Annotated in this window: 18 protein-coding genes and 1 tRNA gene; 6 read left to right on the top strand and 13 right to left on the bottom strand. The window is 63.7% G+C overall.

The window, feature by feature from the left end; genetic code table 11:
- Positions 1 to 2: 2 nt before the first annotated feature.
- From hfq to BMI91_RS13540, 7 genes are all read right to left on the bottom strand, one after another.
- The gene (gene hfq, locus BMI91_RS13510; RefSeq protein WP_078521029.1) at positions 3 to 236 is read right to left on the bottom strand and encodes an RNA chaperone Hfq; all 234 of its coding nucleotides are present in this window, start codon (positions 234 to 236) and stop codon (positions 3 to 5) included.
- Between the two features lie 149 nt (positions 237 to 385).
- On the bottom strand, positions 386 to 1,909 hold the full coding sequence (locus tag BMI91_RS13515; RefSeq protein ID WP_078605420.1) for a TrkH family potassium uptake protein: 1,524 nt from the start codon (positions 1,907 to 1,909) through the stop codon (positions 386 to 388).
- Between the two features lie 13 nt (positions 1,910 to 1,922).
- Positions 1,923 to 3,299 (bottom strand): Trk system potassium transporter TrkA, encoded by a 1,377-nt coding sequence (trkA, locus tag BMI91_RS13520; protein WP_078520699.1) that lies wholly within the window; start codon positions 3,297 to 3,299, stop codon positions 1,923 to 1,925.
- 217 nt (positions 3,300 to 3,516) lie between these two features.
- Entirely contained in the window at positions 3,517 to 4,593 is a 1,077-nt protein-coding gene (locus tag BMI91_RS13525) for an ABC transporter ATP-binding protein (RefSeq protein ID WP_078550711.1), read from the bottom strand.
- A gap of 11 nt (positions 4,594 to 4,604) precedes the next feature.
- The gene (locus BMI91_RS13530; protein WP_078540909.1) at positions 4,605 to 5,414 is read right to left on the bottom strand and encodes an ABC transporter permease; all 810 of its coding nucleotides are present in this window, start codon (positions 5,412 to 5,414) and stop codon (positions 4,605 to 4,607) included.
- Between the two features lie 7 nt (positions 5,415 to 5,421).
- On the bottom strand, positions 5,422 to 6,318 hold the full coding sequence (locus BMI91_RS13535; RefSeq protein WP_078520701.1) for an ABC transporter permease: 897 nt from the start codon (positions 6,316 to 6,318) through the stop codon (positions 5,422 to 5,424).
- Between the two features lie 163 nt (positions 6,319 to 6,481).
- Positions 6,482 to 7,900, bottom strand: a complete 1,419-nt coding sequence (locus tag BMI91_RS13540) for an aminotransferase-like domain-containing protein (protein ID WP_078605421.1) — start codon at positions 7,898 to 7,900, stop codon at positions 6,482 to 6,484.
- Between the two features lie 30 nt (positions 7,901 to 7,930).
- On the opposite strand from BMI91_RS13540, the gene BMI91_RS13545 reads away from it, so the two are divergent.
- Positions 7,931 to 8,176 (top strand): DUF1127 domain-containing protein, encoded by a 246-nt coding sequence (locus BMI91_RS13545; RefSeq protein WP_244176639.1) that lies wholly within the window; start codon positions 7,931 to 7,933, stop codon positions 8,174 to 8,176.
- Positions 8,177 to 8,263: 87 nt separating this feature from the next.
- On the opposite strand, the gene BMI91_RS13550 is transcribed toward BMI91_RS13545, so the two are convergent.
- From BMI91_RS13550 to ypfJ, 4 genes are all read right to left on the bottom strand, one after another.
- Positions 8,264 to 9,001, bottom strand: coding sequence for a Hint domain-containing protein (locus tag BMI91_RS13550; RefSeq protein WP_078605422.1), 738 nt, complete (start codon positions 8,999 to 9,001; stop codon positions 8,264 to 8,266).
- 210 nt (positions 9,002 to 9,211) lie between these two features.
- Complete coding sequence (locus BMI91_RS13555) at positions 9,212 to 11,488, bottom strand: Hint domain-containing protein (protein WP_158522162.1); 2,277 nt, start codon at positions 11,486 to 11,488, stop codon at positions 9,212 to 9,214.
- 869 nt (positions 11,489 to 12,357) lie between these two features.
- Positions 12,358 to 12,441 (bottom strand) — tRNA-Leu (locus tag BMI91_RS13560).
- Positions 12,442 to 12,487: 46 nt separating this feature from the next.
- Positions 12,488 to 13,354, bottom strand: coding sequence for a KPN_02809 family neutral zinc metallopeptidase (gene ypfJ, locus BMI91_RS13565; RefSeq protein WP_078605423.1), 867 nt, complete (start codon positions 13,352 to 13,354; stop codon positions 12,488 to 12,490).
- 135 nt (positions 13,355 to 13,489) lie between these two features.
- On the opposite strand from ypfJ, the gene BMI91_RS13570 reads away from it, so the two are divergent.
- From BMI91_RS13570 to BMI91_RS13590, 5 genes are all read left to right on the top strand, one after another.
- The gene (locus BMI91_RS13570; protein WP_078605424.1) at positions 13,490 to 14,068 is read left to right on the top strand and encodes a YqaA family protein; all 579 of its coding nucleotides are present in this window, start codon (positions 13,490 to 13,492) and stop codon (positions 14,066 to 14,068) included.
- Between the two features lie 8 nt (positions 14,069 to 14,076).
- Positions 14,077 to 14,571 carry a disulfide bond formation protein B gene (locus BMI91_RS13575; RefSeq protein ID WP_244176640.1) on the top strand — a complete coding sequence of 165 codons (495 nt, stop codon included), beginning with the start codon at positions 14,077 to 14,079 and terminating at the stop codon, positions 14,569 to 14,571.
- A gap of 51 nt (positions 14,572 to 14,622) precedes the next feature.
- Positions 14,623 to 15,525 (top strand): PfkB family carbohydrate kinase, encoded by a 903-nt coding sequence (locus BMI91_RS13580; protein ID WP_078605425.1) that lies wholly within the window; start codon positions 14,623 to 14,625, stop codon positions 15,523 to 15,525.
- On the top strand, positions 15,522 to 16,442 hold the full coding sequence (locus BMI91_RS13585) for a pseudouridine-5'-phosphate glycosidase (protein WP_078605426.1): 921 nt from the start codon (positions 15,522 to 15,524) through the stop codon (positions 16,440 to 16,442). Before BMI91_RS13580 ends, BMI91_RS13585 begins: the two co-directional genes overlap by 4 nt.
- A 78-nt stretch (positions 16,443 to 16,520) precedes the next feature.
- The gene (locus BMI91_RS13590; protein WP_078540889.1) at positions 16,521 to 17,222 is read left to right on the top strand and encodes a DUF502 domain-containing protein; all 702 of its coding nucleotides are present in this window, start codon (positions 16,521 to 16,523) and stop codon (positions 17,220 to 17,222) included.
- Here the strand turns inward: BMI91_RS13590 and BMI91_RS13595 are convergent.
- Together BMI91_RS13595 and BMI91_RS13600 are read right to left on the bottom strand one after the other, a co-directional pair.
- Positions 17,204 to 18,241, bottom strand: coding sequence for a patatin-like phospholipase family protein (locus tag BMI91_RS13595; protein WP_078605427.1), 1,038 nt, complete (start codon positions 18,239 to 18,241; stop codon positions 17,204 to 17,206). The genes BMI91_RS13590 and BMI91_RS13595 overlap by 19 nt on opposite strands.
- An 86-nt stretch (positions 18,242 to 18,327) precedes the next feature.
- Entirely contained in the window at positions 18,328 to 19,548 is a 1,221-nt protein-coding gene (locus BMI91_RS13600) for a cysteine desulfurase (RefSeq protein ID WP_078605429.1), read from the bottom strand.
- Between the last annotated feature and the right edge of the window lie 8 nt (positions 19,549 to 19,556).

Below are 19,556 nucleotides of genomic sequence, written 5' to 3' on the forward strand. Positions count from 1 at the left end.
GCTTAGTCGTCGCCTTCGTAAAGCGAAATAGGCTGTCCCGGCATGATCGTCGAGATCGCGTGCTTGTAGACAAGCTGAGACTGCCCATCGCGGCGCAGAAGCACGCAGAAATTGTCAAACCAGGTGATGACACCTTGCAGCTTCACCCCGTTGATCAGGAATATCGTGACCGGAACCTTCGTTTTGCGAACGTGATTGAGGAATGCGTCCTGCAGGTTCTGTCTATCGCCAGCCATATTGTTCTTGCCCTTGTTCGTGTCTCGCGTCCGGGCGCCTGCGTCAAAGACACCCATTTGATTCAAGTATGCAGTGCAGAGCGGGAGATTCCAGCCCAAAAAACAGTTTGTTAGGCCCTGAGCCAGAATTTGCGTATCGAATCCGGGATTCAGGAGCGCCAAAACTCGGGGTTGAAGAGCGCGATGATGGCCAGCGTCTCAAGCCGCCCAAGCACCATGGCGAAGGCGAATATGGCCTTGATGGGCTCGCTCAGATGGGCCCAGCTCAGCGGCACATCCGCCGCGATCCCCGCCAGCGGACCGGTATTCGACAGCGCCGCGATCGTCAGAATCGTCGCCGGTTCGAAAGACAGGCCGAACAGCGAGACCGCCATCATCACCCCGCCGATCGAGATCGCGAACAGCATGAACACGATCCAGCTGATATAAGCGCCCTCCCGGCGCAACCGGCGCGCCATCATGCCGCCGCCCGCGATGGAGTTCGGGTAGATCAGCTTGTCGAGTTCGCGCTCGCCGTGGCGCAGCAGGGCATAAACCCGCAGCAGCCGCACGCCGCCCGCCGTCGTCGCGACCCCGCCGCCGATGATCGCAAGCCCCGCGAGGATCAGGCCCGGCGTGCCCAGGCCCGACCAGTCGCGCGCGTCATGCCACGCCGACGATTCGAAGCCGGTGGTGGTCAGGAAGGACAGCGAGGTGAAGAGCGAGCCCCAGATCGATTTGAAGATCGCGCCGAAATCGCCCGGCGTGCGCACTTCCAGCGCCGCGACCCAGTGACGGATGAACAGAAACAGCGGCACGAGGATGACCAACGCCGCAGCCAGACGCAGTTCGGGATCGTCGATCAGCTTCGGCGAGGCGCGCAGCTCGCCCCCGCCCGGCCAGAGCCTGCGCGACAGCGCGGGAAGGAAGAACACGAAGATCACCATCTCGCCCGCCATGCCGGAGCGCGCATTGGCCATCCCGCCCACCGGTGAGATCCCCGAGGTAGACAGCGTGGACATCGCATGGATCAGCGCCGTCAGCGACCGATCCCCCGCCATCAGCAGACAGACCCACAAGAGCACCGTCAGCCCGGTATAGATCGGCGCGAGCGACACCGCGTAATGGGCGATGCGCTCTGACATCTCCGCCCCGCCATCGGCTGCCGGGGCCGCGGCGGCCGGCGCGCCCGAGGGACCGCCCGAGAAGAACACCTCGAACCCACCCAGCCGCATCGGTGCGAGCACCGCGATCGCCATCACGAGGATGAAGAAACCGCCCATCCACGCGACCAACCCGCGCCACAGATGGACCGACCCGACCAGCCGGGTGGGCTCGTAGAGCGTGCCGCCCGTGGTCGTGAAGGCCGAAACCATCTCCCACCAGCTGTTGAAGAATGAGGTGTCGCGCACCGCGACATAGAAGGGCACCGCCAGCATCAGCGGCAGCACGGTGAAGGCGGCGAGCATGATCAAAAGGCTCGCCCGCCCCGCGCGCGCAGGCCGCGGGTTCGACCCGTTGGCCAGACCGATCAGGGCCGTCGCGAAGATGAACAGCGTGGCGGAATAGAAAAACGCCCGCGCCGTGTGGTGATGGTGGGTCAAAAGCGCATGGATCGCGGGCACATACATCGCCAGCGCGGAGACTCCCATCAGGAGGATCGGCAGCGGCAAGGCCTTGATCATGCGTTCCATCGGGGACCCGCCCTTAGAAGAAGTCGATGGAGACCTGCAACAGGCGCTCCACTTCGGGCACATCGGAGGTCAGCGCGAACAGGACCACGATATCGCCTTCTTCGATGCGGGTATTGCCGGTGGGTTTGACGATCTTGTCGCCCTTGCGGATCGCACCGATCAGCACGCCTTCGGGGAAATCGACATCGCGCACCGCCTTGCCCGACATCGGCGACGTGCCCATCACCTGAGCCTCGATCGCCTCGCCCTCGGCATCCCCGATCGAGTAGATCGCGCGCACCCGGCCGTGCCGGATATGGCGCAGGATCGACGATACGGTCGTCGCGCGCGGGTTGATATAGGCGTCGATATCGAGCGCCGACAGCAACGGCGCCAGCGTCGGATCGTTGATCAGACAGATCGCCATCCGGCAGCCCGCCTGCTTGGCGCGCACCGAGACGAGGATGTTGGTCTTGTCGTCATCGGTGATCGCCAGGACCGCATCGGCGGTGGCGATATTCGCCTCCTCCAGCAGCTCCGAGCTCATCCCGTCGCCATTGAGCACGATGGTCCGGTCCAGTGCATCGGCGGCCTTCTCGGCCTGCGCGCGCGAGCGTTCGATGATCTTGGCGCGCACCCGCTCGGTCCGCGCTTCGAGCGCCTTGGCCACGCTGAGACCCACATTCCCGCCGCCGATGATGACGATGCGTTCCTGCTTCTGCGTCGACTTGCCGAAGATATCGAGCGTCCGGTTCACGTCCTCGACATGGGCAAAGACATAGATCTGATCGCCCGCGAAAAGCTGATCGCCCGGCTCGGGCGCAAACAGCCGCCCCTCACGGCGAATGCCGACCACGACCGCGCGCAGCGTCGAGAACAGATCGGTCAGCTGCCGCAGCGGCGTGTCGAGCACCGGGCAATCCGCATCGAGCTCGATCCCCAGCAGCTGCAACTGCTCGTCGAGGAAGCTCTCCGTGTCGAAGGTCGAGGGCGCCGCCAGGCGGCGCAGCGCCGCCTCGGCCACCTCGCGCTCAGGCGAGATGATTACATCGATCGGCAGGTGATCGCGGCGGTAGAGATCGGAATATTGCGGTTGCAGATAGCTTTGCGCCCGGATGCGGGCGATCTTGCGCGTGATCCCGAAGACCGACATCGCGACCTGACAGGTCACCATATTGACCTCGTCGGAATGGGTCGCGGCGATCATCAGATCGCAGTCGCGCGCCCCGGCCTGCTCGAGAATATCCGGATGCGAGGCGAACCCCACCACACCCTGAACGTCGAGCGTATCGGCCGCGCGCCGCACGAGTTCCGGATTGGAATCGACCACCGTGACGTCGTTGCGCTCGCCCGCCAGATGGCGCGCGATCTGCCAACCGACCTGACCCGCACCGCAGATGATGACCTTCATGGCAAGTGCCTCCGCGCCTCACTTGGCCCCTATCTAGGCCGCGTTGCCGGGGGTGGTCAAATGGCAAACGTGCAAGGCGCACGTCGCGGCGAAAACCTAAGCCCCTTCCTCTTGGGTAAAATATCCCGGGGGGCTCCCGAAGGGAGCGGGGGCAGCGCCCCCTCTTTCTCTATTTACTGTCGCCCTACGGCAACGGGGGCAGCGCCCCCTGTCCGGTTCACCGGAACAGCACCAGCGCCCCGGGCGACCATGCGACGCGGGTGCGTGTGCCGACCTCCAGCACGGGCCGTCCGAAGACGTTGCGCATCGAAATGCGGACCGGCTTTTCGGTACCGTCGAGCCGCACATCGTAATAGGTCATGTCGCCGTAATAGACGACCTCGTCGATCGTGCCGGGTGCTTCGCGATCCGAGGCCTGTTGACCTTCGTAAAGAAGCGTTAGGGTTTCCGGCCGGAAGCCCACCGCCGCACCATCACCAGCAGGCGCGCTCGAAATCTGGCCCGGCGCGACTTCGAGCCGACCGAGTCCTGCGACCTCGGCCGTGACCGCGTCGCCCGGCCCGTCCGTCACCGAGGCGGGCAGGAAGTTCATCACCCCGATGAAATCGGCCACGCGGCGCGAATTCGGGCGACCATAGAGCACTTCGGGATCGGCGAGCTGGGCGATCTCGCCCTCGAACATCACCGCGATCCGGTCCGACATGACCAGCGCCTCTTCCTGATCGTGGGTCACCAGAACGAAGGTGATGCCGACCTCGCGCTGCAGCTTGATCAGCTCGACCTGCATCTGCTCGCGGATCTTGCGGTCGAGCGCGGAAAGCGGCTCATCGAGCAGCAAAACCTTAGGCTTAAGGATCAGCGCACGGGCCAGTGCCACACGCTGCCGCTGCCCGCCCGAGAGCGCATGAGCCGCGCGGGCGCCATAGCCGGAAAGCCCCACCATCTCGAGCGATTCCTCGACCAGCTTGGCTTTCTCCGATTTCGAGCGCGGATCGCGGCGCAGGCCGAAGCCTACATTCTCTGCCACGCTTAGGTGCGGGAAGATCGCGTAGGACTGGAACACCATGTTGGTGGGCCGCTTGTTCGGCGGCACGCCCACCATCGTCTTGCCGTCGATCAGCACCGCGCCTGAGGAAATCTCCTCGAACCCCGCGATGGTGCGCAGAAGCGTGGTCTTGCCACAGCCCGACGGACCGAGGAGCGAGAAGAACTCACCCGCGCGGATCTCGGCGGTGATGCCGCGCAGCGCGTGATAATCGCCGTAATATTTATGAACGTCCTGAAAGGCGATCATCGGTTTATCGGTCACAGGAAACCTCCGGTATCCTTGGCGCCGGTCCGTTTGACCCCGCGCCGACGGAAGAATTCGGCCACGCTCAGAAGCAGGATCGAGGCCGCGACGAGGCAGGTGCCAAGCGCCATGATGACCGGGATCGCCGACGGGAAACGCAGCTGGGAAAAGATATAGGTGGGCAGCGTGGGCTGGTTGCCCGCGAGGAAGAAGGCCACGATGAACTCGTCGAGCGAGATCGTGAAGGAAATCAGGAAGGCCGAGATGATACCGGGCATCACCAGCGGCAGAACGATCAGCCGGAAGGTCGACATCCGCGTCTCGCCAAGATCGACCGCCGCCTCTTCCAGCGACTGATCGAGCGTCGCGAAGGCCGTTTGCAGCACCGCGATCGCATAGGGCAGCGAGATGATCACATGGCCCAAAATCACCGTCGCGATCGACAGGTTCACCTTCAACACTTCGAGCATCACCAGAAGCAGCGACATCCCCATCAGAATATCGGGCAGCACCATCGGCAGCAGGATCAGCCCCATGATCCCACCCTTGCCCTTGAAGCGATAGCGCGTCGAGGCGCGGGCGGCGAAAATCGCAAGGATCGTGGCGCCGGCGGACGAAGTCAGCGCGATGATCAGCGAATTCGACAGCGCGTGGCGCAGCGTGTCGTTCTCGGCCATCTTCGCGAACCAGTCGGTCGTGAAGCCCTTCAGCGGAAAGGCGATGATCGTGCCGTCATTGAAGGCGAATAGCGGCAGCAGGAAAATCGGCGCGTAGAGGAAGATCAGGTAGGCGATCGCATAGATCTTGAGGGACGGGATTTTCATGCGCGGCTCACTTTCCAACCTTGAGGAAGCGGCGGTTGAGCCACAGGAACACCAGCGACAGCGCAGCGACCACCAGAAGCGAGCTGACCGCGATGGCCGAGCCCATCGGACGGTTGTCCAGAGGCAGCATCTGCGCCTGAATGAGGTTCGCCACCATCGGCATCTTGCCGCCCCCGATCAGCTCGGGCGTGACGTAATCACCCACCGTCGGGATGAAGACGATCAGGGTCGCGGCCACCACGCCCGGCATCGCCAAGGGCAGCGTCACACGCAGGAAGGTGCGCCAGCGGCTCTCGCCCAGATCCTGCCCCGCCTCCAGCAGCGAGCGGTCGATCTTCTCGAGGCTCACGAAGATCGGCAGGATCGCAAACGGCGCATAGGCATGGGCCAGCGTCAGCGCGATCGCCCCCACCGAATTGAGCATCTGCAGCGGGTCCGCGATCAGCCCGTTCGGCCCGATGATCCCGATACTTTCCAGCGCCGAGTTGATCACGCCGTTATAGCCAAGGATCACCTTCCACAGGAACACGCGGATCAGATAGGAGGTCCAGAACGGAATCGTGATCAGGAAGATCCACCGGGCCTTCTGGTTCGGTGCCAGACCGAAGCTCAGATAATAGGCAATCGGGAAGGCCAGCGCGACCGTGATCAGTGTCACCAGCCCCGCCACGAAAAGCGAGCGGACCAGAATCACGCGAAAGATCGGATCGGTCCATGTGGCGATGTAATTCTGCAGGGTGAATTCATGCACCACCGTCAGATAGCCGTCCTGGAAGAAGGAATAGGCAAGGATCGTGACCAGCGGCGCGGCCAGCAAAAGAACGGCATAGAGGAAGGGCGGCGAGATCAACGCATAGCCCTGCGCGGACTCGCTGCGCAGCCAGCTCTCCCCTTTACCCGCCATCCATCTCTCCCGATTTGCACCCGTCTTGGGCGTCGTTGGATGTCACGAAAGCACAAGGGCGCGGGCGTGAAAAGAGGGCAACCGCCCCTACTCGCGTAAGGGCAAGGCAGATGCCGTAAATTTGTGCAGCACGCTTCGGCGGCGCTGCGTGAGGCTTCGGCTCTCAGACCGGCAGATCGTCGGGCATCCGCTCCAGCAGCCCCGTCAGCGTGCGCAGCGCCGTGCGGAAACGCTCCTCCGGCACCGAGCCCGCCATCGCGATGCGCACCGCGTTGGGCGCCTGCCCGTCCTGCACCACATATTCGTCGGCCGAGCGTAGCAGCACGCCTTCCATCTCCGCCATGCGCGCGAAGGTCGATCCGCGCCAGCCCATCGGCAGTTTCAGCCAGAGGAAGCTCAGCCCGGGCAGCCAGTTGAAATCCTGACCCTCCAGCGATTGCACCGTCATCTGCAGCCGCCGCCCCATCTCCTCCTGCGCGGCGTAACGCAGACGCATCGCCTCGCCGCTCTCGAACAGCAGCGCCACCATGTCGGTGATCGGACGCGCGAGACCGAAGAAACTGTGCTGAGCGGCCAGCCGCCCCACCTCACCCATGCCCTCGGGGGCTGCGACAATGCCGAAACGCATGCCCGCCGAGATCGTTTTCGACAGCGAGGTGACATGCCAGCTGCGCTCCGGCGCGATGACGCGGAAGCTCGGCAGGCCGGTGACCGGCGCGGTGTAGCAATCGTCCTCGATGATCTGCAGATCGTGGCGGCGCGCGACCTCGGCCAGCGCTTCACGGCGCGCGGCATCCATCCGCCCCGCCGTGGGGTTCTGCGCATCGGGCGTGATGCAGACGATCTGGCCGCCATGTTTGCGACAGGCCGCGTCGAGCGCATCGGGGACCATCCCTTGCGCGTCGATCGCGACCGGATGCACCTCGGCGCGGTTCAGACGCGCCGCGTGACGGAAACCGGGATAGGCCAGCTCCTCGATATAGACGCCGGGGCGGTCGCCGCGCAGGCAGGTCTGCATCACGAGGTTGATCCCGTTCTGCCCGCCATGGGTCAGCACGAGATCGTCGGCATTGAGCTCCGACGCGAGCGAGCAATCCTTCGGAAACCAGTCCATCACCGCCTCGCGGCAATAGGCGTCGCGGCGCAGGCCCGGATATTGCAGATAGGTCTTGCCGATGTCGCGGGCGGCTTCGGTCATCGCCCATTGTAGCGCTTTTGTCTGGCCGACATCGGGCAATTGTGGCGATCTGAGATTGACCAGATCGTCCGGGGTGGCGTCGATATCCTCTCCGGTATGGCGATAAAGGGGCTCGCGTGGGCCGAGTCGCTGCGTTTGTGTCGATACAAAGGTGCCGCGCCCCACCTTGGCCTCCAGCAACCCCTCCTGCGTGGCGATCTGATACCCGCGCGCCACGGTGCCGGGCGTGACCCCCAAAGACCATGCCAAGTCCCTGACAGTAGGGAGTTTCGTGCCCGGCTTGAGATCACCTCGGCGGATGCCTTCGCGCAGTGCACGGACAAGCGCGAGATATTTCGGGCCGGAGATATGGGCGAGTTCGGGAGACCAGCTTGTATCAGTCACAATATTTCTCTGGTTGCCTAAAAGGAGTCATTGTATCCCTCCTATAGCAACAAAGACCACATTGTATCAATACAGAAAGGCATCGCAATGTTTACCCTGTCGCGGACCCGTCCCGTTCCCGCCCGTCATGGCCGTCTGAGCCTGATCGCGCGCGTTGCGCGCGTCCTCGAAGCGCGCCGTTCGCGGATGGCGCTGGGGAAACTCGATGACCATCTGCTCGAAGATATCGGAATCAGCCGGGAGATTGCCCGGCAAGAAGGGCGCCGCTTCCTGTGACGCGAACGATCCGGACAATTCCCCTGACCGGAATCGTATTTTAGCCGGGCCTCAGCGCCCGGCTCTTTTTTGCGGTTTAATGGAAGTTCACTCGCTGGACTGCATCTCGGCGGGTGCGGCCCCCGCATCGCGCCGTGACAGATCGGGGCGCAGCGACAGCAACTCCGCCCGCTGCGCCGCATCGAAACCTGCCAGCATGGCGGTTTCGGGGCGGAAACTCTCGACCCACAGCCCTTCGCAAAGCAGCATCTCCGGCGCGTCGAGCAGCAGCTGCAGATAGCGCACGCCGTCCTCCGCGTGATCGACCTCGACCCCGTCCAACCCGACAAGCTCTTGTGCCATCACGACATTTCCGCGCAGTGGCGCGAGCAAGCGGTGATTGGGCGAGACGCGCAGATCCTGCGCCGGATGCCCCTCGCCAAGCGCGCCCGCGCGAATGCACACCGGGCGCAGCAGCGGATTGAGCGCGAGATCGGAGGCGGTGAAGATCCGCGACCCGACCCAGCGCAGCACCTGAACGCCGGAGTCCCGGGTCACGAGCCGGGCGCCGGGGCGCAGATCGCCCGCCGCGACGCCACCGGCCTCGGTCGCTACGCTCGTCTCAGGTGTGACGCAGGGAATGGACGCGCGGAACGCCGCGATCGAGCCGGAAAACACCGTCTCGCCCGCCGCGTCATAGCCGCTGATATGGCCGTCGGTCTCGTCATGGCTGTCGAATTCCAGACGCAGCGCCTCGGTGCGCGCCATCGCGGTGCAGCGCAGGCCCTGAGCCGGCAATTGCGCCAAAATCTCCGCGATATCCGTTGCGCGCATGCTCCGCGTCATCCGATCCTCCTGCCTCCCAACAGTCGAGATCCAGAATGACACGATAGCGACAAAACTCTAAGGCGAAAACGTGTTTTACTACTTCTACGTGTGGAGTAGCGGAAACGAAGTGTTCAAGTCGCGGAAACAACACAAAAAGCGCCGCGCCCGGGGAAACCCCGGACGCGGTCGCTATTTTCGCTTTGGCACGGCCCCGATAGGGCGCGCGGGTCAGCTCATCAGCAGCACGTTCGCTTCGTGCTTCTTCAGCGTCTTGCGCGCCGCGTGATAGGCATCGCGGCCCTTTGCGGTCTGCAAGTCGGGGAAGATCTCGAAGATTTCCTGACGCTGCGAGTTGCCCATGCCACCCAGAGTCTGATCGCCGGGCTGGAAGCTTTCGGTCCAGGAACCGTTGGCGAGCAGCACTTCGTGACGGTCGAACATGAAGTGCAGGTAGCTGGTGCCCAGCGTCTCCACCGTATCCACGCCCTGATTGGCGACGAGATGCTTGGCCGCGACGAGAACCTCATGCTCTTCGAAATAAAGCGCGGTCTTGTCATTGGCGACGAGCATCCGGTGGTTCGGCGAGACCATCATGTCGCGCTCGGGCAGATCGTTGCCCAGCGAGCCTTTGCGGATCAGCACTGGCTTGAGATGCGGCGCGTGCATCAGACGCTCGCGGCTCATCTCGGCGCGGCCCGCCCAGCGAACGACCTGAATGCCGTTGTCGCGGGTCAGAACCTTGTCGCCTTCGCGCAGCGTCTCGGCCGGAACCTCGCCACGCGGCGTCGCGATCAGCGTACCCGGCGTGAAGCAGGGAATGACATCCTCCATGTTGGAGAATTCGAGCGTGCCGGTGACATTGCCGCTGCCATCGAGGAAATCGACCGTCCCGGCATAGGTGCTGACACCCGAGACCGGGTCGTAATCTGTGACCGTCGAATGGACGCGCAGCGGGCCCGCGCCCTGCAGGTCGAGCGTGTCGTAATCGTCGCCGCCCTCGCCGCCGTCCAGCGTGTCGCCGATCCCGTCGGTCGACGAGCCGACGATGAACAGGTCGCGATCGTCGCCGCCATAGACGGTGTCGGCATCCGCGCCGCCATCGAGCGTATCGTTGCCTTCGCCGCCGTCGAGGCTGTCCGACCCTTCGCCGCCTTCCAGCGTATCCTCGCCCTGCTGACCGTAGAGCACGTCATCGCCCAGACCGCCCATGATACTGTCATCGCCGGGCTCGCCCGGATCGTCTTCCACCGGGCAGGTGTCATAGGTCATGTCGGTGATCGAGATCGCCTGATCCGTATCGCCACCGTTCGAGTAGGCGATGGTCAGCTTCGCGGTCGGATCGTTGATCGTGACCTTGACCGAACCGATCTTGTCGTCCTGATTCAGATAGCCGGTATCCTGATCGCCACCGGTGATCGTATAGGTGCCGTCTCCATTGTCGGTGACGGTCTGGCTGCCCTCGGGATCGATCGTGATGTCGACCGGGTTGCCATCGGCATCGACCGCGGAAAGCGTCACGATATCAACGTGATCGTCATAGCTGTCGGAGCGGTCGAGATCGTTAATCCGGAAGCTCAGCCCCTGAACTTCGCCGGTGTAATCGCTATTGTCCGACGAGAAGGTCAGAACGGTCGTCGAAGTCGGCGAGACGCCATCCCCGCAATCGCCGCCCGCACCATAGAGTTGCAGCGCCGAGCAGCTGTCGAAGTTCTCACCCGCTTCGGTATATTGCGCGGCGGTGGTCAGCGTCGCCTTCGCACCGTAATCCTGCGACTGGAAGTCGAAATGGACCTTGGTCTCGCCCAGATCGACGGTCTGGTCCTTCACCTCGCCACAATCGGTCTGGAAATGGCTCCAGTCCACGGTCTCCGAGACCGGATCGCAGGCCGGACCACCCGCGGGATCGTTGTCGCCATAGATCGTGTCGTTGCCAGCATCGCCTTCGAGCGTGTCGTTACCGCCCTCGCCAAAGATCAGGTCGTTGCCATTGCCGCCCTCGACGGAGTCGTCGCCCTGACCGGCATAGACCGTGTCGTTGCCGTCGCCCGCGATGATGTAGTCGTCATTCGGCGCGGCCCCCGGCAGGATCGCGTCGTTATTGTCGACCATGTCGCCTTCGGGATCGCCGGTATATTCGTCATCGATCAGATCGCCGCCGGAGGTGCCTTCGACGATGCCGTCGGGCGCGCTCACGTCGATAGTGACGGTCGCGGTGTCGTAGCCGCCCTGCCCGTCATAGATCTGGTAGGTGAAGCTGTCGGTGCCGGAATAGTTGGGATCGGGCGTGTAGGTGATCGTGCCATCGGCATTCACCGTGACCGAGCCATGCGCCGGATCGCTCGCCCAGGTCACCTTGAGCGGGTCGCTGTCGGGATCGCTGTCATTCGAGAGTACGGCGATCGTCTGCGCGGTGTTGTACTTCACGTTCGCGCTGTCATTGACAGCGTTCGGATCGGAGTTCTTGTCGCAATCATCGTCGTCGTGATGATAGTAATAATAAGTCATCCCCAACTCTCCTTTACCGTCCGCTTGGCTCCGTGGCCCCGCGCCGTGTCTTCCCTTTGGCGCAAAGCGGCAGCGCCATGACGTGGCCGGACCCGAAGTCCGAACGTGAATGTCGAGAAGAATTGGCCAGCGTCAGCGCGCGCGGGCGCTGCCAGCAAAGTCGCCGCAGATCGCTCCGCGTCTCCTTTGCCCTAAAGGTCGAGGCCGTTATGGATCGGTCCCCTTGGCAGCGCCGGGCGAGCTCTCTTTCGACAACTCTTCTCTTCGGCCACCCCCATGGCCAAAAGCCCCCCAGCAGGGCTTGGCCTCAATTTGCCCTTCTGATCGCCACAAAGAAAAGGGGAATTTGCCGCTTTCTTGCCTCATTTCGGGGGATTGCTTGAAAAACGAGCACCAATAATCCGAATCGCGAAGTGCCTGTTTTCAAACGACGTTTCTATTTTGCAAAAGATCGACCTATCTTTTTGTCGGAAAACTTGCCAAAGTTTTGCCACATTTAAACTAAGGGTTGTGTGGCGATTGTATGGCCTGCCTTAAAAGGCGAAAAACTGTCTTCAATTTAGCGACAATACCTTGATCGATTTGTTTCCCGGAGCGGCCTAAATCGCGACCATATTTCTGCCGCGAAGATGTCCCAATTGTCCTCATTTGCGCGGCAATCCGGCATCCGATGCCCGTTTGTTCTGGGAACGAAACGAGATTTCTCCGAATCATCTTTTGATAACCACGTTTCACGATGCCGGGGTCTGCCCCAATTTCGCCCGATTTGGACAGAGCCCCCCGGGCACGGAAAACACCCGCGCAGGACATGCACAAAACGCGCCGGTCGGATCACCGACGGCGCGCGGATCTGTCATTTTCGGAAGGTCTGGTGCCCGAGGTCGGATTCGAACCGACACGCATTGCTGCGGCGGATTTTGAATCCGCTGCGTCTACCATTCCGCCACTCGGGCCCAGTTCGAACCCTCTAGCGCGCAGCCGCGCCCGAGGCAAGTACGCTTAGAGGTTACGCGTTGAAAACGTGTCGCATTGCTTGAGATCGCCGCTCTGATAGCCCCGCTCGAACCAGCGCTGCCGCTGGGCGGAACTGCCATGGGTGAAGCTGTCGGGCATCGGCACCCGACCCGCCTCGCGCTGCAGCGTATCGTCGCCGATCTGCGCGGCGGCGTTCATCGCCTCCGAGATGTCACCCGGTTCTATCGCGCCAATCTGATCCTCGGCCCGGCGCGCCCAGATCCCCGAGAAGCAATCGGCCTGCAACTCGATCCGAACCGAGAGCGCGTTGGACTGAGCCTCGGAGCTTTGCGCGCGCACTTCATTAACCTTACCGAGAATCCCCAGCTCATCCTGCACATGATGGGCCACCTCATGCGCGACCACATAAGCGGCGGCGAAATCGCCCCGCGCGCCGAGCTGCTGGCTCAGCGTGTCGAAAAACGCGGTGTCGAGGTAGACCTTCTGATCGCCCGGGCAGTAGAACGGCCCCGTCGCGCCGCTCGCGTTGCCGCAGGGCGATTGCGTGATGCCACTATAGAGGACCAGCACCGCCGGATCGTATTGCCGCCCCAACTCGGATTCGAACACGCCCTGCCAAACCTCCTCGGTATCGGCCAGCGTCACCGAGACGAAATCGCCCATCGCCTTCTCGCGATCGCTCAGCTCACCCGATTGCGTGACCACCTGCCCCGAGCCACCCGATCCGCCGTCAAGCAGCGGCGTCAGATCGATCCCGAGAAAATAGGCCACGACGACGATCGCGACGACGCCCAGGCCGCCGCCACCCAGACGGATCGCGCCGCCCCCTGCCCTGCGCTGGGCGCGCCGGTCCTCGATATTGCGGCTGCCGCGCCGTCCTCGCCATTGCATTCGCGAATGCCTCCCTCGCTTTTATGTGAAGTCTAGCGTGAGGTCGGGAAAAGCAAAGGTGCGACGCGCGTGACTTGACCTTGCGCCCCGCGCGGGAGATGAAGCGAACCGAGCAGCAAGGAAAAGGATGCCGCCATGATCCGCCGCATCTACGACTGGACGATGGCCCGCGCGAGCCACCCGCATGCGATGTGGTATCTCGCCGCTGTCGCCTTCATCGAAGCTTCGGTCTTTCCGATCCCGCCTGACGTGCTGATGATCCCGATGATCCTCGCGCGGCCCTGGGCGGCATGGCGCATCGCGCTGGTGGCGACCCTGTCGTCGGTCGCGGGCGGCTGTCTGGGCTATCTGATCGGCTATGGTTTCATGGATGCGATCGGCAAGCCGGTGCTGGATTTCTACGGCAAAGCCGACGACTTCAACTCGCTCGCCGCCCGGTTCAACGAGATGGGCGGATGGGCTGTGCTGATCGCGGGCGTCACGCCCTTCCCCTATAAGGTGATCACGATCTTCGCCGGCGCCACGAACCTGAGCCCGGTGCTCTTCCTCGGCGTCTCCTTTGTCGCCCGGGCGCTGCGCTTCTTCGTGGTGGCGGGGCTCTTGTGGAAATTCGGCGAACCGATCAAAATCTTCATCGAGCGCTGGCTTGGCCCGCTCTTCACCATCTTCGTCATCCTGCTGATCGGCGGGTTCTATCTTCTGAAATATCTCTGAGGCCCCCGATGCAAGATCGCATGCAAACCCTGACCTCCTTCCGCAGCCTCGTTGGCTTCGCCGCCGCGGGCTCCGCCTTCGTGCTGGCCGGGGCCTTCGTCTTTCAGGCGTTCGGCTACGCGCCCTGCCACCTGTGCCTGCTGCAACGCTGGCCGCATCTGGCCGCCGCAATCATCGGGATCTTGATCCTCACCTTCCGCCTGCCCGGATGGACTGCCCTTCTGGGGATGTTGGCCGCGCTGACCACGTCGGTCATCGGCTTCTATCACTCGGGCGTCGAGCGGAAGATCTTCGAAGGCCCCACCGATTGCACCTCGAGCGCCGTGGACACGACCGTCTCCGCCGCCGACCTGCTCAAGCAGATCAACGAGGCCCCGCTGGTGCGCTGCGACGAGATCCCGTGGGACATCTTCGGCATCACCATGGCGAACCTCAACGCGGTCGGCTCGCTCGTGCTGGCAGGCATCTGGCTCTGGGCCTTCCTGAAATCGCGCCGCGCCTGAGCGGGGGCAAAGCCCCTTGCTCCGCCCGGGAAACCGCGCCAAGAACCGCGCATGAGCGAATCCAGACCTGATATTCTGTGCATCGGTTCGGTCCTGTGGGACATCATCGGCCGCGCCTCGGTGCATATGCATGAAGGCTCCGACGTGCCGGGGCGGATCGAACGGCTGCCCGGTGGGGTCGCGATGAATATCGCGATGACGTTGCGCCGCTACGGGCTGAAGCCTGCGGTTCTGACCGCGCTGGGGCGCGACAGTCAGGGCAACGACCTGATCCAGTCCGCCGAAGTGCTGGGCGTCGATTGCAACTATCTGTATCGCTCCGACGATCTGCCGACCGACCGCTATATGGCGATCGAGGGCGCGAACGGGCTGATTGCGGCGATCGCGGATGCGCATTCGCTCGAGGCTGCGGGCGAGAAAATCCTCGCGCCGCTCGCGGATGGGCGGCTCGGCACGGAAAACGATCCGTGGACCGGCGCCATCGCGCTCGACGGCAATCTCACCGAGGCGCTGCTCAGCCAGATCGCGCATTCGCCGCTTTTCGCCAAGGCCGATCTGCGCGTGGCCCCCGCGAGCCCCGGCAAGGCGGAACGGCTGACGCCGCTGCTGGCCCATCCCGCGGCGACGCTTTACGTCAATCTCGAAGAGGCGGGCATTCTGTGCCAAGGCCGCTTCGACAGCGCTGAACATGCCGCCGAGACCCTGCTGGAGCGCGGCGCGCAACGCGTGCTGGTGACCGATGGCGGCAAGGCGGCCGCCGACGGCAGCGCTGCGGCGGGCAACGTGATTTCCTCCGCCCCGCCCCCTGTCCTCGTGACCCGCGTGACCGGCGCGGGCGATACTTTCATGGCCGCGCATCTCGTGGCCGAACAGCGCGGCGCGGACCGCATGGAGGCGCTCGAGAGCGCCCTGACCGCCGCCGCGCGCTATGTTTCCGGAGAACTCGCCACATGACCGCTCCCCTCACCTTCGCCGCCGAAGTCGCTGACGCGAAAGCCCAAAACCGCCCCATCGTCGCGCTGGAATCGACGATCATCACCCATGGGATGCCCTATCCGCAGAACCTCGAGACCGCGCAGGCAGTCGAGGCCGAGATCCGCAAGGCGGGCGCAGTGCCGGCCACGATCGCGGTGATGGGCGGCAAGATCCATATCGGGCTGGAGCCGGAAGAACTGGAGGCGCTCGCTCAAACCAGGGACGCAATGAAAGTCAGCCGGGCCGATCTGGCGGTGTGCCTCGCGAAAGGCGCGACCGGCGCGACGACCGTCGCCGCGACCATGATCTGCGCGCACCTCGCGGGCATCGACGTCTTCGCCACCGGCGGGATCGGCGGCGTGCATCGCGGCGCGGAAGACAGTTTCGACATCTCCGCCGATCTTCTGGAACTGGCGCAGACCCCGGTCAGCGTGGTTGCGGCGGGCGCCAAGGCGATCCTCGACCTGCCGAAGACGCTCGAAGTGCTGGAGACCCACGGCGTGCCGGTCATCGCCTATGGGCAAGACGCCTTCCCCGCCTTCTGGTCGCGCAATTCCGGCCTACCCGCGCCGTTGCGCGCAGACAGGGCCGCCGAGATCGCGAAGTCGCAATTGGCGCGCGCAGCCCTCGGTCTGCCGGGCGGCCAGCTGATCGCGAACCCGATCCCCGAAGAGGCCGAGATCGCCCGCGAGGAAATCGTGCCGGTGATCGAGCAGGCCCTGCAAGAGGCCGAGGCGCAGGGCATCGCGGCCAAGGCGGTCACGCCCTTCCTGCTCTCGCGCATCTTCGAGTTGACCGAAGGCCGTTCGCTCGAGGCCAATATCGCCCTCGTTCTGAACAACGCGCGTCTGGCTGCCGCAATCGCGGGCGAAATCATCACAGCGCGGGCCAGCTGATACGCGGCCCATTGCCCATCGTGGCGGCGCTGCCTAGATAGCAGGCAACGCATCGCCACGAGAGGGCGCATCCAGATCATGACAAAAGACGACCCCCATCCGCGCCGCCGCTCGCGTTTTGCCGCGCTGCGTGCCTCCTTCTTCACCGGGTTGATCGTCGTCGCGCCGATCGGTCTGACGATATGGCTCATGTGGACGATGGCCGGCTGGGTCGATGGCTGGGTGCTGCCGCTTGTCCCGCCCGAACTGCGCCCCGAGCGCTATATCGGCATCAATGTGCGCGGGCTCGGCGTCATCATCTTCCTTGTCTTCACCGTGATCGTCGGCTGGCTCGCCAAGGGCTTCTTCGGGCGCACGATGCTGCGCTTCGGCGAGAGCATCGTCGACCGCCTGCCCTTCGTGCGCACGGTCTATAGCGGGCTCAAGCAGATCGCGGAAACGGTGCTCAGCCAGTCCGAAGGCAAGTTCGACCGCGCCTGCATGATCGAATATCCGCGCGAGGGGCTAAAAGCGGTCGCCTTCGTCTCCTCGACCGCGAAAGGCGAGATCGCGGCGAAGGCCGAAGACGACGACCCGCTGATCTCGGTCTTCCTGCCGACGACGCCGAACCCGACCTCGGGCTTCCTGCTGTTTGTCCCGCAATCGCAGGTGACCTATCTCGACATGTCGGTCGAGGATGCGGCGAAGCTGATCATCTCGGCGGGGCTCGTCTATCCGCAGCCGAAAGAGGCGAAGCCCGCGAAGAAAACCAAGGTGAAACTTCAGTCGAACAAGGCCTGAAGATCGGTCGACGCCTCCTTGCCGATCTTGTCGGCATGGGCGTCGAGCCAACGATCCGCCGCCGCCCGGCCCGCCAGTTTCAGCTTCGCGAGCATCCCCCATTCGGGCAGGATCTTCGACTTTGCGCTCAGCTCGCCCATGACGTCGTCATCGGCGATCATATGGATCAGCACATCCTTCATCGCCCCTTCGGGGAGCCGGTCCTCCCGGATCAGCCGATGTACGAAATTGATCGCTCGCAATTCGCGCAACAGCGAGGAGTTGAAGCTGATCTCGTTGACCCGCTCGTCGATCTGCGCGGGCGTTTTCGGGATCTCGTCGCGCCAGAGCGGGTTGATCGAAATCACCACCACGTCGCGCGGATAGGCCGGTTCGAACAGCGGGAAAAGCGGCGGATTACCGGTATAGCCGCCATCCCAATAGGCCTCTGTGCGGCCAGTTTTCGGGTCCTCGATCTCGACCGCCTGGAAAATCTCCGGCAGACAGGCCGAGGCGAGGATCGCATCCGCCGTAATCTCTTCACCGGTGAAGACCCGAATCTTGCCGGTGCGCACATTGGTGGCCGAGACATGCAGCCGTGGACCCTCGCTCGCACAGACGTCACGATAGCGAAACCGCTCGACCACCGAACTCAGCGGATTGACGTAGAACGGCCCCGCGTCATAGGGCGAGAAGACCCGCGACATGCCGTCGATGAAAGCCGCGGGCGTGAAGGCGTCGAACCAGCGCGTCAGCGCCTCGGTGCCGGGCAGTTGCGCGGGCATCAGCCGCTCGAGCCGCAGATCGACGCTTTCGGCGACCTGGCTCCAAAGCTCATCCAGAGACGCGCGTGCGCCCTGACGACCGGCACGGGCATAGCCTGCCTTGAACGCAGCCCCGTTCAGCGCCCCGGCAGAGGTGCCCGAGATCGCTGCGTAGTCCAGCCACTCTTCATCCAGAAAACGGTCGAGTACGCCCCAGGTGAACGCGCCATGCGCGCCCCCACCTTGCAATGCGAGGTTAATGCTCTTGCGGTTCATCGGCTCGGCCCTTTCGCTGCCTGCCTCCCTGCCGCAGAGTTATGCTGCATCGCAGCAAAAGCAAGTCCCCTCGCCGAGCGGCGCCCTTAGCCTAGCAGATCGTGGCACAATTCGAGCGCGGAAATCAGCGCATCGGCCTCTTCGCGGGTGTTGTACATCCCGAAAGACGCGCGCGCCGTGGCCGTAACGCCAAGCCATTCCATCAGCGGACCGGTGCAATGCTGCCCCGCACGCACCGCCACGCCCCGCTTGTCGAGGATGGTCGAGATGTCATGCGGATGGGCCGGACCGTTCAGCGTGAGCGAGAAGATCGCGCCCTTATCCGCCGCGGTGCCCTGCTGGTTGAGCCAGTTCAGCCCGTTCAGTTTCTCGGTGGTGTAGTCGCGCAGATCGCGCTCGTGCTCGGCGATATTCTCCATCCCGATCCCCATCAGGTAATCGAGCGCGACCCCCATGCCGATCTGCTGCACGATGCCGGGCGTGCCCGCCTCGAACTTCATCGGCGGCGTGTTGTAGATCACCGTATTGCGGGTGACGGTGTCGATCATATCGCCACCGCCAAGGAAGGGACGCATCTCGAGCATCCGATCGCGACGGATGAAGAGTGCCCCGGAACCGCTTGGCCCGTATAGCTTATGTCCGGTGATGACGTAGAAATCGCAGCCCAGATCGTCGACATCGACGGGGCCATGCACCGCCGCCTGCGAGCCGTCGACCAGCGTCGCGATCCCGCGCGTCCGCGCAGCCTGCGCGATCGGTTTCACATCGACCCGGGTGCCCAGCACGTTCGACATATGGGTGATCGCGATCAGCTTGGTGCGCGGCGTGATCGCCTCCAGCACCTTCTCGGGCGGCAGCGAACCGTCCGCCTCGGGCTCCACCCAGACCAGCTTCACGCCCTGCCGTTCGCGCAGGAAATGCCACGGCACGATATTGGCGTGGTGCTCCATCACCGACAGGATGATCTCGTCGCCCGGCTCGAGGTTCGGCGCGCCCCAAGCGTAGCTCACGAGGTTGATCCCCTCGGTCGAGCCGGTGGTGAACACGATCTGCTCTTCGTCGGCGACATGCAGGAAGCGCGCGACGATCCCGCGCACGCTCTCGTATTTCTCGGTCGCGATATTGGAAAGCGTATGCAACCCGCGATGCACGTTGGAATAGTCGTGCTCATACATCTGTGTCATCGCGTCGATCACGACGCGCGGCTTCTGCGCCGAGGCCCCGTTATCGAGGTAAACCAAGGGCTTGCCGTTCACTTCTCGCGTCAGGATCGGGAAATCCGCGCGGATTTTTTCGATATCATACATGGAGCACC

It is taken from the genome of Thioclava sediminum (assembly GCF_002020355.1).
Classification (GTDB): domain Bacteria; phylum Pseudomonadota; class Alphaproteobacteria; order Rhodobacterales; family Rhodobacteraceae; genus Thioclava; species Thioclava sediminum.